This is a genomic window from Plantactinospora sp. WMMB782, assembly GCF_049179135.1.
In the GTDB taxonomy this organism is placed as follows: domain Bacteria; phylum Actinomycetota; class Actinomycetes; order Mycobacteriales; family Micromonosporaceae; genus Plantactinospora.
Genome location: NZ_JBMHMC010000007.1, coordinates 2,663,638 through 2,679,820, shown reverse-complemented (window position 1 = coordinate 2,679,820; position 16,183 = coordinate 2,663,638). Strand labels below are relative to the sequence as shown.

Here is a 16,183-nt window from a genome sequence, read left to right as displayed (position 1 = left end):
AGTTGATCTTATCCATGGGGTTCCCTCGGCTGCCGTTACAGCGCAGCCTCCTCAGCTCGGTCGACCTGTATCAATAGTCATGCGGGCCATCAAAGGCGAGTATCGGCCCGACCTATCCACCCAACAGCCAGTAGCGGCCAGAACACTGAGATATCTACCCTAAGCCTCTCGCGAGATTCACGGTGGTGACGATGGCTCGGCGTGCCGTCTGGGTGGCAGTGCTCAACATCAGCTGGCGAACCGCGGAGAAGATTGCGGCCAAACATCAACTGACCTGCGACGAGGTACGGGACGCCGTGGTCTGCGTTGCCGGGTTGACGTACAGCTGGGACATCGATGAACATCGTGGGGAGCGAGCGATCATCCAGGTCGAGCTTCGAGGAAGACGCGCCCTGGTTGTCCTATATCCATCCGATGACCCGATTGGGGACGTTTGGAACCTAGGCAGCGCTTACTTTGTTGATAGCTAGCCAGCCACACCAGGAGAAGGGATGATGACCCCATGGCCAGCAACGACGAGTTCTATGAGGCTGACGAGCCGGTAGACAAGATCATAGAGGCGTTCAACCGGGGCGAGAAGGGCGTCACAGGGCGGCCGACCTGGTCAAACACCTCGTACCTGAAGCTACCGGGACGGGTGGAGCAGATCATCAGCAACCTGACCAACAAGTCGACGCGAGAGTTACCCGCCCACTGATGGCTTCACCCGTCGAAGCGCAGCTCATCCTCTGCGACGCTGCGCAGGCTGAGTCTGGCAAAGTCCACATGCTGGGGGCAGGTTGGTCCGTTACGTCCTCCCCCACCGCGCCCCATGCCGTTGCAGTCCTGATCAAGATCCCATGGGATCGGGCAAACCAGCGCCTCCCCCTCAAGCTACAGCTACTGGACTCGGATGGGCGGCCAGTCAAGGTCCCTACAGCAGACGGTGAAGCCTCCATTGCAACCGAGGCCGGCGTCGAGGTCGGGCGACCACCCGGGTTGGCCCCTGGCACAATGCTTGATGCTTCTTTCGCTTTCAACGTCCCATCCCTTCCCCTCGCGCCGGGTCGCTACGAGTGGCGCATGACGTTTGCAGAACAAGAGTATGTAGCAGCATTCACGGTCGGTCGTCGCTAGCACGGACGACGACAGGGCCGACGCCCAGGTGTACCGGTGCTCATGGCGCACGACGTGAGTATGGATCCTGAATATCGAAGGCCCTGGCTGGGACTGATGTCCTGACCAGGGCCTTCGTTGTTGGAGCGGGTGACGGGAATCGAACCCGCACTGTCAGCTTGGGAAGCTGATGTTCTGCCATTGAACTACACCCGCGAGCGGACCCCACTGTACCCGGTCGGGTCCGATCATGCACTCACCTACCCCCGGGTCCCACCCCGACCCCCATCGCCACCTGCTCGAACAGGTAGCGAACCACGCCGCGCCACTTCGTTTGCAACAGAGACCGAGCCCGGTAACGTCCGCCCCACCTGCAACTATGGCTCTGTGTCATCACAGAACCACTCTCCGAAGGCAAGGGTGTGGCAATGGCGTTCCGTGGACTGCGCTGGTCGTCGCGTTCGACCGGCATGACGAGCGTGCTTCTCGTCCTGCTGCTCGGATCCGGTCCGGTGGCGGCGGCACCTCCGGACCCGGCCAGGGAATCCGGCGTAGCGGCCTGCACCGAGACCGCAAAAGGGCGCCCGCACACAGGGATCCCGCACGGCGTCGACCCGAACGCCAGGGCCAGGCCTGGAGCGCCGTACGCGGTCGAGCCCAACGAGCTGACTCCGGCCGAGGCGGCCGAGCGGGACCGCGCCCTCGACGCGGCGTACGCGCAACGGGTCGGGGTGGCGCCGTTCGGCGTACCGAAGAAACTGACGATCACCATCGACGTGGTGTTCCACGTGATCAGTGAGCGGCGGACCCGGGCTGCCGGGGACGTCCCGCTCTCCCTGATCCAGGCCCAGGTCAGGGTGCTGAACGAGTCGTTCGGCGGGCGTACCGGCGGGGCCTGGACACCCTTCCGCTTCCGGTTGAAGAAGGTGAATCGGGTGACCAGACCCGCCTGGTATCCGATCGCGCCGGAGAGCCCGACGGAGACCCAGATGAAGCGGGCGCTGCGGGTCGGCGGCAAGGACACGCTGAACATCTACACCGGGCTGCTGACGGAGAAGCTGCTCGGCTGGGCCACCTTCCCGGAGCGCAAGCTCGATCCGTACGACGGGGTGGTGGTGCTCGCCGAGTCACTGCCGGGTGGGACGGCGGCGCCGTACAACGCCGGTGACACGGCCACGCACGAGGTCGGGCACTGGCTGAATCTCTACCACACCTTCCAGGAGGGCTGTGGCGGGCAGGGCGATCAGGTCTTGGACACGCCTGCCGAGGCGGAGCCGGCCTTCGGCTGCCCGGAACGGCGGGACACCTGCACGGCGAAGCCGGGCGCCGACCCGATCCACAACTTCATGGACTATTCGGTCGACGCCTGCATGTACGAGTTCACGTACGGCCAGACGTTCCGGATGCTCAAGGCGTGGAAGGCGTTCCGCGAGCCGTAGGCGTGGCTGACGGCAGGTCAGGGCGCCGGGACGGGCTGCTCTTCCACCGCCCGGCGCCGGCCGCGCCGCCTCGACCCGGTGGTGGCGCCGACCGGGGTGCCCGGTGCGGCGCCGGCCGGGTCGAGCCAGACCTGCACGGCCGGTCGCTCGGACCGGTCTCCGGCCGCGAGCGGGGTGGCGCCGTTGCTGCCGTGCCGGGCCACCATCGCGACGTCGACGGTGAACTCGAAGAGCCGCCAGTCGACCTGTGGAGCCGCCCGCAGGTTGCCGGCGAGCTGGTCCACCCGGGCCTGGTCGGTCACCGGCCGGGCCCGACCAGCGACGTACGCCTCGTCGTCGCTGTCCTCGGGCGGGAACGAGTGCAGTGCGTAGCGGCCGTCGCGTTCGAGGTCGCGCCGCTTCGGAGAGTCGACGACGAAACAGAAGAGTCCCTCGTCGGTGATGACCGGGGACACCGGGTGCACCCGCGGCCCACCGTCGGCGCGCACGGTCGCCAGGTAGCCGAGACCCGGACCGTACTGCTGGATGAGGACGCGGATCGCGTCGGCGAGTCGTGGCTCGTCAGAGGCGAATTCGGACCAGGATGCCATGCCCACATTCTATCGAACACCTGTTCGATCACCTACCCCGGTCCCACCCATCGGCGAGGTCGCGGCCGGTCACCGTCGCGCCACTCGCTAAGGTGATCCGGTGCTGCTCTCCGACCACGACCTAGTGATCGAGATCAAGGCGGGCACCCTCGCGTTGGAGCCGTTCGAGCCCGCGCTGGTGCAGCCGTCGAGCATCGACGTACGCCTGGACCGGCTCTTCCGGGTCTTCAACAACCACCTCTACACGCACATCGACCCGGCGGTCCAGCAGGACGACCTGACCTCGCTCGTCGACGTGCCGGACGGCCAGCCGTTCGTGCTGCACCCGGGTGAGTTCGTGCTCGCCTCCACGCTGGAGGTGATCTCCCTCGGCGACCAGCTCGCCGGCCGGCTGGAGGGCAAGTCGAGCCTGGGCCGGCTCGGCCTGCTCACCCACTCCACCGCCGGCTTCATCGACCCCGGTTTCTCCGGCCACGTCACGCTGGAGCTGTCGAATGTGGCCAACCTGCCGATCCGGCTCTGGCCCGGGATGAAGATCGGGCAGCTCTGCATCTTCCGGCTCTCGTCGCCGTCCGCCCACCCGTACGGGTCGGCCGTCTACGGCTCGCGCTACCAGGGGCAGCGCGGCCCGACGCCGAGCCGTTCCTGGCAGAACTGGCGCACCTGGCCCACCCGCTGAGGCAAGGCGCCCCCCGTCGTCCGAACGGCAGAACCCCCGCCGCACCTGCGACGGGGGTTCTGCGTTGACTCGGTCGGCCCGGAGACCGTCGACCCGGAGATCTCAGCCCGGTCTGCCGAAGCTGTGGATCTCGCCGTCGTCCATCCGCTTCATCTTCACCGGCTCGCCGGCCCGGGAGGCGTGCACGATCCAACCGTTGCCGACGAACATGCCGACGTGACTGAGGTCGGCGTAGTAGAAGACCAGATCACCGGGGCGCAGCTCGGAACGGCTGATCCGCTTCGTCTGTCCGCGCTGGGCGCGGGCGTTGTGCGGCAGCGAGACGCCGCCCTTGGCCCAGGCGGCCAGGGTCAGACCGGAGCAGTCGTACGAGCCGGGGCCTTCGGCACCCCACTTGTACGGCTTGCCGATCTGGGCGCACGCGAACTTGACCGCCTGGCCGGACGGGCCACCGGGGTAGGTGGCCGGGCAGGGCGCGGGCCGCAGCGGGCCGGCGGAGCCGTTCCCGTACGCCTGGATCCGCAGCTTCTGCAGCCGCTCGACCTCGGCGTCGATCTCCTTCTTCTTCGCCGCCAGTTCCGCCTCGGTCTTGGTCAGCTGGGTGACCAGCCGGTCCAGCGGAGCCTTCTGGGCGGCGTACTTCTCCTTGAGGTCGACGACCTCCTGCACCTCGCGCTGCTGCTGGCGAGCGAACTGGTCGAGCACCGAGAGCTGGCCGACGAGCGCGGTCGGCGACTTCGAGGTGAGCAGGGCGTTGACCGCCGAGGCCTTGTCACCCTTGTACGCCTGCACGGCGAAGTCGCTCACCCTGTTCATCGCGGCGTCGATCTGCGACTGAAGCGGGGCGATCTTCTTCTGCAGGGCGGCGACCTGCTTCTTCTTCGCCGCGAGGTCCTGCCGGGTGGCGTTGTGCTTCTCGACGACCGGCTCCAGCTTGCGCCAAGCGGTGTCGATCTGCTGCTCGATCTCGGCCACCGACGGCTCGGCCAGCGCCGGCGTCGTGCCGGTGAACAGCACGGCGGCGCTGGCGAGTGCGGTGAGGGCGATGACGAGAATGGACCGTCGAGGGCGCGGTTTCGCGTTCCCGGCGTCGGCGGCTGCCGACGGGAGGGAGGGCGACCGCGGCGGGGCAGGGGAAGCCACCGGGGTCCGTACTCCTTCTTCCGTAGCCCGCCTACCGGGTTAGCTGACGGGTTCGGGCGGAAAGAGTGTCGCCCTACCGCAGAAGGCGCGGATTCACCCCAGGATGCTCGGGTCCCCGGTTCGCTCTGTGTGACGATTCGGCGGTGTCGAGACGTCGCCGCCCGGCTAGGCGGCCTGCCGTCGGCTCGACGGTCCCCAACCTTAGAGAAGGGTGTTATCCAAACGCAACCCCGCGATCTGAGTCGATTCGTTGTGTGTCGGAGCGGTCGCGGACGGTGCGAGCCGACCGTCGTCCGAGTCGACCCGCGAGAACCGAGCCGGACACGCTCGGTATAGGTGAAAGATTTCTACATAGCGACGAGCTTATTCGGCAGGTATTGACCACGGCCGTGTCCCGGGTGGAAGGTGATCGGCAGGCCCACCCCCGGCCCCTGGAGGTCCGATGCTTCCCACGACAACCCCGCTGAGCAGGAGAATCGCGATCGGGACCGCCCTGCTCGGCGCCGCCGCACTGCTGCCGGCCAGCCCCGCGCCCGCCGCGCCGCCACCGGCCGAGACCCGGCAGGCCGAGTCCGCCGAGACCCGGCAGTCCGAGTACGCCGCCGCGGCGGCCGAGTTCGGCGTACCCGAGAGCGTGCTGTTGGGCGTCTCCTATCTGGAATCCCGCTGGGACACCAACGCCGGCACCCCGAGCACCAGCGGCGGATACGGCCCGATGCACCTCACCGACGTCGCCGGGCTGGCCGCCGGTCCGGAACACCCGGAACACGGCGAGGACCGGCGCGGCGACCCGGCCCGGCCCGGCCGACCGGCACACCCACCCGCCGCCCCGTCCAGCGACCGGAACAACGACCGCAGCGGCGCGGCGGCACCGTCCGGCGGGCAGACCCTGGACGCCGCCGCCACGCTGACCGGCGTCGACGAGCGGGCACTCCGCGCCGAACCGGCGGCGAACATCCGGGGCGGGGCGGCACTGCTGGCGGCGTACCAGAAATCGCTGGCCGGGCCGACGGGGCGGGCCAGCGACCCGGCGGCCTGGTACGGCGCGGTGGCCCGGTACGCCGGCAGCGACCGCGCGGACGCCGCCGCCGCCTTCGCCGACGAGGTGTACCGGACCGTCGCCGAGGGCGCCAGCCGGACCACCGACGACGGGCACCGGATCACCCTCCCCGGCCATCCCGGGATCGTCCCGCAGCGGCACTGGCTGGACCGGCTCGGCCTGCCCGGCCGGCCCCGCCCGGACGGGCTGGAGTGCCCGCGCGACATCTCCTGCGAGTGGATCCCCGCGCCCTACCAGGCGTTCGGGGAGGGCGACTACGGCAACCACGACCTCTCCGACCGGCCCGCCCGGCAGAAGATCGAGTACATCGTCATCCACGACACCGAGGGCAGCTACGACACCACGCTGCGGCTGGTCCAGGATCCGACCTACGTGAGCTGGCACTACACGCTCCGCTCCGCCGACGGGCACATCGCGCAGCACGTCAAGGGCAGGGACGTGGCCTGGCACGCCGGCAACTGGTACGTCAACGCCAAGGCGATCGGCCTGGAACACGAGGGCTTCGCCGCACAGGGCACCTGGTACACCGAGGCGATGTACCGGACCTCGGCCAAGCTGGTCCGCTACCTCGCCGACCGCTACGACATCCCGCTGGACCGCGACCACGTCATCGGGCACGACAACGTCCCCGGCATCCTGCCGGCGAACGTGCGCGGCATGCACTGGGACCCCGGGCCGTACTGGGACTGGTCGCACTACTTCGACCTGCTCAGGGCACCGTTCCGGGGCATCGGCGCAGCGGCCGCCGGACTTGTCACAATCGACCCGGACTTCGCCGCCAACCGGCCGGCGTTCACCGGCTGCACGGCGGCCGGGGTGCCGTGCCCGGCGCGCGGGTCGTCGTCGGTGATCCTGCGCACCGCACCGGCCGCCGACGCGCCGCTGGTGAACGACCTCGGGCTGCGCCCGGACGGCACCCCGGACACGATGCACATCTCCGACCACGGGGCGCGGGCGTCGGCGGGGCAGACGTACGCGCTCGCCGGCCGGCAGGGCGACTGGACCGCGATCTGGTATCTCGGGCAGCGGGCGTGGTTCCACAACCCGAGGTCGAAGCCGACCGTGAAGTGGACGGTGGGGCTGGTCGCGACGCCGAAGCCGGGCCGGGCGACGATCCCGGTGTACGGCAGGGCGTACCCGGAGCCGGACGCCTATCCGGCCGGCGTACCGGTGCAGCCGGTCACCCCGTTGCAGTACACCCTCGCCGCCGGTCAGCGGTACGCCGTCGGGAACGTGCTGCCCGGCGAGTACTACCGGGCCACCACCTTCGACGGTTCGTCACCCGGCGACTGGACGGTGATCCGGGGCGACATGCGGTACGTCCAGATCCAGTTCGGCCACCGGATCATGTTCGTGAACGCCGACGACGTACGGCTGCTGCCGTCACCGGTCGGCGCACCACACTGAGCCGTCAGGCCGGCGCGGGCTGGCCGGTGCCGGTGGGGTCGGTGGTCGTCCCGACGACGGCGGTGAGCACGTCGTCCAGGGTGACCACCCCCATCGGCACCCGCCCGTCGCTGACCAGGACCATGTGCCGGCGCTCCCGGCGCATCGACAGCAGCAGGTCGGCGAGGCTGCGCTCCGGCGGCACCACGGCCAGCGGCCGGAGCAGTTCGGCCGGCACCGGTGCCCGGCGGGCCGCGCCGGAGTACCCGAGGACGTCCTTCACGTGCACGAAGCCCAGCACCCGGCGGTCGGCCCGCTGCACCACCGGGAACCGGGACCGGCCGGTCCGGGTCGCCAGCACCTCCAGGGCGGCCGGGGAGACGTCCTCGGCCACCGTGGTGACGCTGGCCCACGGGCGCAGCGCGTCGGCGGCGGTACGCCGGTTCAGCGCCAGCGCGGCGGTGATCCGGGCATGCTCCTCGAAGCCGAGCAGTCCCTCGGTACGCGCCTGCGCGACCAGCCCGGCCAACTCCTCGGCGGTGAAGACCGTCTTCACCGCGTCGGTCGCCTCGATCCGCCAGAGCCCCAGGATCCGGGCCGAGGTCCACTTCATCGCCAACAGCAGCGGCTTGGTCGCCACGCAGAAGGCCAGCATCGCCGGCCCGAGCCAGAGCGCCGACGGCTCCGGCCCGGCCAGGGTGATGTTTTTCGGCACCATCTCGCCGATCACCGTGTGCAGGAAGACCACCACGCCGAGCGCGATCACGAAGGCGACCGGGTGCACCACCCGGTCGGGCAGCCCGGCCGCGTGGAACGGCTCCTCCAGCAGGTGCGCCAGGGCCGGCTCGGCGATGGCGCCGAGGCCGAGCGAGCAGATGGTGATGCCGAGCTGGGCACCGGCGATCATCAGCGGGATCTGGTTCATCGCCGAGAGCGCCCAGCGGGCCCGCTGCGACCCGGCCGCCAGCGGTTCGAGCACGGTACGCCGCGACGCGATCAGCGCGAACTCGCTGCCGACGAAGAAGGCGTTGCCGAGCAGCAGCCCGAGCGTGACCAGCAGGTTCATCCGGCCGCCTCGTCGGGGCGGACCACCCGGACCTGCTCGATCCGGTGCCGGACCACCTCGACCACCGTGAACTCGAAGCCCTGCTCCTCGACGGTCTCGCCGCCCTTCGGGATGTGCCCGAACCGGGCCAGCAGGAAGCCGCCCAACGTCTCGTACGGCCCCTCGGGCAGCCGGAAGCCGACCTGTTCGGCCAGCTCGTCGGCGCGCAGCACCCCGTCGACGAGTACGGCGCGCTCCCCACCCGGGGCGGTCAGCTCGACCGGCCGCTCCTCGACCGCGCCCCGCCCGGCCCCGGCGGTGTACTCGACGGTTCCGGCGGCACCCGGGGCGGAACCGGCGCCACCCGGGGCGGGCCGGCCGGCGACCGGTACCGGCTCCTCGGCGACCGGGTCGAACTCGTCGGCGATCTCCCCGACCAGCTCCTCCACCAGGTCCTCCACGGTGACCACCCCGTCGGTGCCGCCGTACTCGTCGACAACTATCGCCAGGTCCGCCCCGGCCGCGCGCAGCGCCGCGAGTACGCCGTCCAGATCCAGGCTCTCCGGCACGTAGACCGGCTCGCGGGCCACCGCCGCCACCGTGGTGAACTCCCGCCGGTGCGGTGGCACGCCGAGCGCCTCGACCACCCCGGCCACCCCGGTGACCAGGTCGACGGTCTCCTCGTAGACCGGGAACCGGGTCCGGCCGGTCTGCTGGGCCAGGGCCAGCAGCTCGGCGACCGGCGCGGTGGCCGGCAGGGCGACCACGTCGACCCGGGGCGTCATCGCCTCGGCCGCCCGCTTGTCGCCGAACCGGATCGTCCGTTGCAGCAGCATCGCGGTCTCCCGGGGCAGCGCACCGGCCTGCGCGGAGATCGCCGCGAGCAGGCCGAGTTCCTCGGGGGACCGGGCGCTGGCCAACTCCTCCTGCGGCTCCACGCCGAGCCGGCGGACCAGCCAGTTCGCCGAGTTGTTCAACGCCCGGATCAGCCAGCCGAAGATCCGGGAGAACGTCCGCATCGGCCCGGCGGTGGCCAGCGCGGCCGGCATCGGCCGGGCCAGCGCGGCGTTCTTCGGCACCAGCTCGCCGAAGAGCATCGACAGCAGGGTGGCCAGGGCCAGCGCCAGCAGCGGGGTGACCCGCGAGGTGGCGTCCCCGGCGACCGGCCGGAGCAGCGGGGTGAAGAGCTTCGCCAGGGCCGGCTCGGCGAGATAGCCGGTCAGCAGGGCGGTGATGGTGATCCCGAGCTGCGCGCCGGAGAGCTGGAAGGAGAGTTCCCGCAGCGCCTTGCGGACCGTGCCGGCCCGCCGGTCCCCGCCGACCACCCGCCGGTCGAGTTCGGACCGGTCCACTGTGACCAGTGCGAACTCGGCGGCGACGAAGAACGCGTTGCCGGCGGTCAGCAGGGCGAAGCCGGCCAGCGGCAGCAGGGTGCTGAGGAGTAGGGCGTCGATGACTGGTTCACCTCGACCGTGGTTGCGTCCCGCCCGTGGCTATCGAGCACAGTACCGGCCCGACCAGGCGTCGGCTGCCCGGTGTCCACGCGCGGGCCAGCACCGCACCCCGGTACTGGCGAGCCGGCCGTCCGGAGTCGGCCGACACCGCGCCCCGGCGGTCGTGAGCCTGCCGCCCCGGGGTGGGCCAGCGTCGGGCCACGGCGTTGCTGGGTCGGCCGCCCCGGGTGGGCAGCGCCGGGCCGCGGCGATCGTGAGCCGGCCGGCCCGGGGTGGGTCAGCGCCGGAAGCAGCGCCAGCCGAACGGGTCGCGGGTGTCCGGGTTCTGCGCGAACGCGTCGTCGCCGTAGGTGTCCCGGCAGGCCCGGTCGATGTCGACGGTCCGGGACGGCAGCAGCAGCCGGTCGCACTCCCAGCCGCCGTCGCCACGGGTGTCCGCCCAACTCGCCGCGACATGCTCGTCGCAGTAGCGATCCATCATCCGGGTCAGCCCGTCCCGGCCGTCCGGGCCGAGCAGCTCGGGCTGCGCCGGCGTGGGCGGCGGGGCGGCCGGCGAGGGCGGGTTGGCGGTCGCGGATGGTGTGGGTACCGCCGCGCCCTGTAGCGGTGGCCGCGACGGTGTCGGCGGTGCGGGCGGGGTCGACGCACCGGCACCGCCGGCCCGGGAGGTCGGGCTCGGGGTCGCCGTCGGGGTGGGTCCGGGCGTACCGGTCGGCCCGGCGGTGTCCGGGGTCGGCGATGCCGGCGGCGGCTCGCCGCCCGGCCCCGGCGGGCTGGTCACCGCCGCCGGCACCTCGACACCCGGTTCGGTGCCGCCACCCCAGACCATGGTGCGCAGGGTGTCCGCCCCGAGCGGGATGGCGAGGAGCAGCAGCCCGGCTCCGAGACCCACCGTGGAGACCAGCCGGAGCCGACGGTTGGAACGGGCCCGGCGGTCGTCCGCCCCGGCCTTCCGGTGCCGTCCGCTCGACTCCGCAACCGTCCACTGTGCTGAGCTTTCCGCCACGCGGCGTCCGCCTCCTCGCGGTCCCAGGGCCGTTCCCGGCCCGTCATCGCCTGGTCGCCGGACCGCCGACGGCGGTGGCGATATCGACAGGTACGAACGGACGCCGTATGTGGTTCACCGCAGTCCGTGACTGTGGTGCGCGGCAGGCGATCGGGCGCCGCTCCACAGGGTTCGGACAGGTAGCACCGGCTAGCGTCGGATTCATGATCGATGATACGACTCCGCTGGCCGCCGAACCGACCCTGTCCGGGATCGCCGAGTGGGCGACCGACCTGATGGACCGGCTCGGTGCCCCCGGAGCCGGCCTGGCGGTGGCTCTGGAGAACCTCTTCCCGCCGCTGCCCAGCGAGATCATCCTGCCGCTGGCCGGCTTCGCCGCCAGCCGGGGCGAGATGAGCCTCTGGTCGGCGATCTTCTGGACCACCGTCGGTTCGGTGGTCGGCGCGCTGGCCCTCTACTACGTCGGCGCGCTGCTCGGCCGGGAGCGGACCCGGGCGATCGCCGCCCGGCTGCCGCTGGTCAAGCTCGCCGACGTGGACCGCACCGAGGCGTGGTTCCTCCGGCACGGGGTCAAGACGGTCTTCCTCGGCCGGATGGTCCCGATCTTCCGGAGCCTGATCTCCATCCCGGCCGGCATCGAGCGGATGCGGCTGGGCACCTTCCTGCTCTGCACCGCCCTCGGCAGCCTGATCTGGAACGCCGTCTTCGTCTTCGCCGGCTATCTGCTCGGCGAGAACTGGCACCTGGTCGAGGAGTACGCCAGCGTCTTCCAGAAGGTCGTGATCGCGGCCGTGGCGGTCGCGGTCGGCTGGTTCGTCGTCGCCCGACTGGCCCGGCGCGACCGCCCGCAGAGCCGGCACCGGATGTGACGAGGCGCCGCAGGGCCCTTCCCCGGGCGGGAAGGGCCCTGCGCTCCACAGGAGCAGCGGTTTCGAACGTTCTGCCAGGCGGCTTCTGCCGCACGGTCCCGCCGCGCGGTTCAGCCGCCGAGATAGCGGAGGACGGCGAGTACCCGCCGGCTGTAGCCGGTGACGTGGGCCAGGTCGAGCTTGTCGAAGACGGCGTTCACGTGCTTCTCGACGGCGCTCTGCGAGACGTGCAACTGCCCGGCGATGGCGGCGTTGGTGTGCCCCTGCGCCATCAGGTCCAGCACCGCCCGCTCGCGTACGGTCAGCCGGGCCAGCGGGTCGGTGTGGCTGGTCCGGGCCAGCAGTTGGCGTACCACCTCCGGGTCGAAGGCGGCGCCGCCCTCGCCGACCCGGGCCAGCGCGTCGAGGAACTCGCCGACCTGAGCCACCCGGTCCTTCAGCAGGTAGCCGACCCCGCCGCTGGAGCTGGTCAGCAACTCGACGGCGTAACGCTTCTCGACGTACTGGGAGAGGACCAGGACCCCGACGGCGGGCCAGCGGCGACGGATCTCCAGTGCGGCGCGCAGCCCCTCGTCGGTGTGCGTCGGCGGCATCCGTACGTCCGCCACCACCGCGTCCGGCGGGTCCGCCGCGACGGCCGCGACCAGGGCGCCCGCGTTTCCGACGGCGGCAACCACCTGGTGCCCCTCCTCGGCCAGCAGCCGGACCAGCCCCTCCCGCAGCAGGGTCGAGTCCTCGGCCAGCATCACCCGCACGGCAGCTCCGCCTCGATCGTCGTGGGCCCGCCGGCCGGGCTGGTCACCCGGAGGCGGCCGTCCAGCGCGGCGACCCGGCGGGCCAGCCCGGACAGGCCGGCGCCGGTCGGGTCGGCCCCGCCGACCCCGTCGTCGACCACCGTCACCACCAACCGCCCCTCCCGGACCGCGACCGCGACCTCGACCTGGCCGGCGCGGGCGTGCTTGGCGGCGTTCGTCACCGCCTCCGAGACCACGAAGTACGCGGCCGTCTCGACCTCCCGCGCGGGCCGGCCGACCAGCCGGCAGTCCACCCGGACCGGCAGCCCGGCGTGCTCGGCGACCCGGGCCAGCGCGTCGGCCAGCCCCAGGTTGTCCAGCGCGGTCGGATAGACCCGCCAGGCGACCTCGCGGAGGTCGTCGAGGACCCGGGCGGACTCCTCGTGCGCCTGGCGCAGCAGCTCGGTCGCCCTGGCCGGGTCGGTGGTCCGGCGGGCCCGGCCGACAAGCATGCCGAGCGCGACCAGCCGCTGCTGTACGCCGTCGTGCAGGTCCCGCTCGATCCGGCGCCGCTCCGCGTCGACCGCCGCCAGCACCCCGGCCCGGCTTGCGGAAAGCTCGGTGATCCGGCGCTCCAGCAGCTCCCGGCCACTCGGCCCGAGGAACCTCCGGGCCAGCCGGCGATCCAGCGCCGCCACGCCGACGACACCCTGCACGGCGAGGAAGAGCAGCACCACGGCCAGCACCCCGAAATACACCACGATCACCGGCGTGGCCTCGATGTCGTCCACCGGACGGCCGACCAGCCAGCCGACGATCACGGCGCCGACCACGATCGCGCCGTACAGCATCATCAGCAACACGATTCCGCCGAGTATGCCGACCGGAGCGCGGGCCGCGAGATAGCCCACCGCACGGGCGTCGCTGACCGTACCGGCCGGACTGTCCCCGAAATACCGCTCCACCCGCCGCCGGTCGTACTCGGCGAGCCGACGGGCGAGCCCGGCCAACCGGCGGCGGGAACTGGGAAATCTGGCGAGGACGGCGTACCCGGGTACGGCGCCGGCCAGGTAGCCGAGGTCGACGAGCGCGGTGGCGGCACCGAGCAGTACCCCGGTGCCGAGGCGCAGGCCGGACCGGAACGAGCGCCGGGGCGGGCGGTCGGCCGGCTGGCCCCACCACGCGGCGCGGCCCGGGGAGCCGGCCGATCCGTCCGGCACCGCGTCCGTCGTCCCGATCCCGATCCCGATCCCGTGCTGCGGCACATCCCGAAGGCTACCGTTGCGGGTTTCCACAGCTCGGAGGCGCCGGATCGCCACAGCCCCCGGCCGGAGTCGGGTCGGGTACCTGCCGTGGGGTGCCCGCCGTCAGGCTCCAGGCCTGACCGAGCGGAGCAGTACGGTGGCGACGTCGACCACCTCGACCTGCTCGCCGGCCGCCTTGCCGTTGACCCCGTCGGTGAGCATCGTCGAGCAGAACGGGCAGCCGACCGCGATCGTCTTCGCCCCGGTCGACATCGCCTCCTCGACCCGGTCGACGTTTATCCGCTTGCCGATCCGCTCCTCCATCCACATCCGGGCACCGCCGGCACCGCAGCAGAAGGAGCGTTCCTGGTTGCGCGGCATCTCGGTGATCCCGTCGGCCGCCGCCGCGCCGAGCACCTCGCGGGGCGGGGTGAAGACCCGGTTGTGCCGGCCCAGGTAGCACGGGTCGTGGTAGGTGAGCCCGCCGTCCACCGGCTGCACCGGAGTGAGCCGGCCCTCGGCGACCAGGTGGGCCAGCAACTGGGTGTGGTGCACGACCTCGAACTGCCCGCCGAGCTCGCCGTACTCGTTGCCGAGGGTGTTGAAGCAGTGCGGGCAGGTGGCCACGATCTTGCGCTTGGCCGGCTCGCGGTCGCCGAACGCCTCGTTCAGGGTCTCGACGTTCTGCTGGGCGAGCATCTGGAAGACGAACTCGTTGCCGATCCGCCGGGCGGGGTCGCCGGAGCAGGTCTCGCCCTCGCCGAGGATGGCGAAGTTCACTCCGGCGGAGTGCAGCAGGGTGGCCACCGCCCGGGTGGTCTTCTTCGCCCGGTCCTCGAACGCCCCGGCGCAGCCGACCCAGAAGAGATACTCGAAGTCGTCCACCTCGCCAACCCGGGGCACCTCGAAGTCGAGCCCCCTGGTCCAGTCCTCCCGGGTGTTCGGCGGGGCACCCCACGGGTTGCCCTTGCTCTCCAGGTTGCGCAGCATCACGCCGGCCTCGGACGGGAAGCTGGACTCGATGAGCACCTGGTAGCGGCGCATGTCGACGATGTGGTCGACGTGCTCGATGTCGACCGGGCACTGCTCGACGCAGGCGCCGCAGGTGGTGCACGACCAGAGCACGTCCGGGTCGATCACCCCGAGTTCCTCGGCGCCCCCGACCAGCGGCCGGTTCGCCTCGGCCAGTGCGAGTACGTCGACTCCCGCGAGCTGCGCCTCGGTCGCCTTCTCCTCGCCGGCCAGGTCCTTGCCACCCCCGGCCAGCAGGTACGGCGCCTTCGCGTACGCGTGGTCGCGCAGCGACAGCACCAGCAGCTTCGGCGAGAGCGGCTTGCCGGTGTTCCAGGCCGGGCACTGCGACTGGCAGCGCCCGCACTCGGTGCAGGTGGTGAAGTCGAGCAGTCCCTTCCAGCTGAACTGCTCGACCTGGGCGACCCCGAACTGGTCGGACTCCGGATCCGCCTCCTCGAAGTCCAGCGGCTTGCCGTTGCTGGTCATCGGGCGCAGCGCACCGAGCCCGGAGCCGGGCCGGCCGGGGTCGCGCTTGAAGAAGATGTTCGGGAAGGCGGCGAACCGGTGCCAGGCGACGCCCATTGTGACGTTCAGCGAGATGACGATGACCCAGGTCATCGAGATCGCGATCTTCACCAGGGCGGTGACGCTGGTTCCCGACTCCCAGGCCGGCAGCAGCGCGCCGACGGCGTGGCTGACCGGGGTGGCCCAGGCCGGGAACTCGAAGTGGTCGGTGGCGACCTTGAAGCCGCGGATCAGGAACCCGCAGACCAGTACGGCCAGCACCACCGCCTCGACGAAGTAGCCCTGCCACATGGTCGAGCCGGTGAACCGGGACCGGCGTTCCGGGTTGCCCGGCCGGTTGCGCAGCCGGATGCCGATCAGCACGCCGATGCCGAGGACGCCGAGGACGCCGATCAGCTCGGTGACCAGGCCGTAGCCGACCCAGTGTCCGACCAGCGGCAGGCCGCCGGTCGGGGTGACCACCTCGAAGTACGCCTCCAGGACCAGCAGCGAGAGGACCACGAAGGCGACCATCACGAACCAGTGCGCGGCGCCCACCACGCTCCAGCGCAGCATCCGGGTGTGGCCGAGCGTCTCCACGAGCATGTTCCGGGCCCGTACGCCCCGGTCGCCGAACCGGGTGGGGTCGGGCTGGCCGAACCGGATCACCGCGGTCATCCGCAGCACCGCGCGCACCGCCAGCCACACCGCGACCGCGGTGATGCCGGCGGCGAGGACCGTGGTGACGATCTGGACGCTGCCCATGCGTGTTGGCCTCCCCGTCCCTGCTGCCTGACCTTGTCTGCCGCGGGCCGGCGGTCGGTCGACCGGCGGCGGCGGCGATGTATGCAGCCTACGCGGCGAGGTTACTCGTTGGTAACGTGACTATCCTCGCAACCCGCACGACGGCACCCGAAGACG

Annotated in this window: 14 protein-coding genes, 1 tRNA gene and 1 riboswitch; of the genes, 6 read left to right on the top strand and 9 right to left on the bottom strand. The window is 71.4% G+C overall.

The features are described 5' to 3' along the window. The first annotated feature begins 502 nt into the window (after positions 1 to 502). Together ACN28A_RS14280 and ACN28A_RS14275 are read left to right on the top strand one after the other, a co-directional pair. The gene (locus ACN28A_RS14280) at positions 503 to 697 is read left to right on the top strand and encodes a hypothetical protein (RefSeq protein ID WP_278065249.1); all 195 of its coding nucleotides are present in this window, start codon (positions 503 to 505) and stop codon (positions 695 to 697) included. Beyond that, entirely contained in the window at positions 697 to 1,116 is a 420-nt protein-coding gene (locus ACN28A_RS14275) for a DUF6941 family protein (protein WP_421395656.1), read from the top strand. Before ACN28A_RS14280 ends, ACN28A_RS14275 begins: the two co-directional genes overlap by 1 nt. 121 nt (positions 1,117 to 1,237) lie before the next feature. Here the strand turns inward: ACN28A_RS14275 and ACN28A_RS14270 are convergent. Further along, positions 1,238 to 1,311 (bottom strand) — tRNA-Gly (locus tag ACN28A_RS14270). A 212-nt stretch (positions 1,312 to 1,523) separates the two neighbouring features. On the opposite strand from ACN28A_RS14270, the gene ACN28A_RS14265 reads away from it, so the two are divergent. Next, positions 1,524 to 2,534, top strand: a complete 1,011-nt coding sequence (locus ACN28A_RS14265) for a zinc metalloprotease (RefSeq protein ID WP_421395655.1) — start codon at positions 1,524 to 1,526, stop codon at positions 2,532 to 2,534. A gap of 17 nt (positions 2,535 to 2,551) precedes the next feature. On the opposite strand, the gene ACN28A_RS14260 is transcribed toward ACN28A_RS14265, so the two are convergent. Then, positions 2,552 to 3,124 (bottom strand): pyridoxamine 5'-phosphate oxidase family protein, encoded by a 573-nt coding sequence (locus tag ACN28A_RS14260; RefSeq protein ID WP_421395653.1) that lies wholly within the window; start codon positions 3,122 to 3,124, stop codon positions 2,552 to 2,554. 100 nt (positions 3,125 to 3,224) lie between these two features. Here ACN28A_RS14260 and dcd point away from each other — a divergent pair, with 100 nt between their 5' ends. Further along, positions 3,225 to 3,803: a dCTP deaminase gene (gene dcd, locus ACN28A_RS14255; RefSeq protein ID WP_421395652.1), complete on the top strand. Its 579-nt coding sequence runs from the start codon at positions 3,225 to 3,227 to the stop codon at positions 3,801 to 3,803. Positions 3,804 to 3,905: 102 nt separating this feature from the next. Here dcd and ACN28A_RS14250 read toward each other — a convergent pair whose 3' ends face one another. Next, the gene (locus ACN28A_RS14250; protein ID WP_421395650.1) at positions 3,906 to 4,946 is read right to left on the bottom strand and encodes an NlpC/P60 family protein; all 1,041 of its coding nucleotides are present in this window, start codon (positions 4,944 to 4,946) and stop codon (positions 3,906 to 3,908) included. A gap of 12 nt (positions 4,947 to 4,958) precedes the next feature. Further along, positions 4,959 to 5,099, bottom strand: a riboswitch (cyclic di-AMP (ydaO/yuaA leader). A 289-nt stretch (positions 5,100 to 5,388) separates the two neighbouring features. Here ACN28A_RS14250 and ACN28A_RS14245 point away from each other — a divergent pair. Next, the gene (locus ACN28A_RS14245; protein WP_421395649.1) at positions 5,389 to 7,413 is read left to right on the top strand and encodes an N-acetylmuramoyl-L-alanine amidase; all 2,025 of its coding nucleotides are present in this window, start codon (positions 5,389 to 5,391) and stop codon (positions 7,411 to 7,413) included. A 4-nt stretch (positions 7,414 to 7,417) separates the two neighbouring features. On the opposite strand, the gene ACN28A_RS14240 is transcribed toward ACN28A_RS14245, so the two are convergent. The 3 genes from ACN28A_RS14240 to ACN28A_RS14230 form a co-directional block, all read right to left on the bottom strand. Next, entirely contained in the window at positions 7,418 to 8,458 is a 1,041-nt protein-coding gene (locus ACN28A_RS14240; RefSeq protein ID WP_421395647.1) for a hemolysin family protein, read from the bottom strand. Beyond that, positions 8,455 to 9,891 (bottom strand): hemolysin family protein, encoded by a 1,437-nt coding sequence (locus tag ACN28A_RS14235; protein WP_421404374.1) that lies wholly within the window; start codon positions 9,889 to 9,891, stop codon positions 8,455 to 8,457. The genes ACN28A_RS14240 and ACN28A_RS14235 overlap by 4 nt, the downstream gene beginning before the upstream one ends. Before the next feature lie 277 nt (positions 9,892 to 10,168). Further along, complete coding sequence (locus tag ACN28A_RS14230; RefSeq protein WP_421395645.1) at positions 10,169 to 10,897, bottom strand: hypothetical protein; 729 nt, start codon at positions 10,895 to 10,897, stop codon at positions 10,169 to 10,171. A 203-nt stretch (positions 10,898 to 11,100) separates the two neighbouring features. Here ACN28A_RS14230 and ACN28A_RS14225 point away from each other — a divergent pair, with 203 nt between their 5' ends. Further along, positions 11,101 to 11,766 carry a DedA family protein gene (locus tag ACN28A_RS14225; RefSeq protein WP_421395644.1) on the top strand — a complete coding sequence of 222 codons (666 nt, stop codon included), beginning with the start codon at positions 11,101 to 11,103 and terminating at the stop codon, positions 11,764 to 11,766. Positions 11,767 to 11,876: 110 nt separating this feature from the next. Here ACN28A_RS14225 and ACN28A_RS14220 read toward each other — a convergent pair whose 3' ends face one another. The 3 genes from ACN28A_RS14220 to ACN28A_RS14210 all read right to left on the bottom strand — a co-directional run bounded on the left by ACN28A_RS14220 (position 11,877) and on the right by ACN28A_RS14210 (position 16,027). Further along, a complete protein-coding gene (locus ACN28A_RS14220) occupies positions 11,877 to 12,521 on the bottom strand; it encodes a response regulator (RefSeq protein ID WP_421395643.1) in 645 nt (214 codons plus the stop codon). Next, on the bottom strand, positions 12,512 to 13,765 hold the full coding sequence (locus tag ACN28A_RS14215) for a sensor histidine kinase (RefSeq protein WP_421395642.1): 1,254 nt from the start codon (positions 13,763 to 13,765) through the stop codon (positions 12,512 to 12,514). Before ACN28A_RS14215 ends, ACN28A_RS14220 begins: the two co-directional genes overlap by 10 nt. Before the next feature lie 102 nt (positions 13,766 to 13,867). Then, on the bottom strand, positions 13,868 to 16,027 hold the full coding sequence (locus tag ACN28A_RS14210) for a (Fe-S)-binding protein (RefSeq protein WP_421395641.1): 2,160 nt from the start codon (positions 16,025 to 16,027) through the stop codon (positions 13,868 to 13,870). Positions 16,028 to 16,183: the final 156 nt, after the last annotated feature.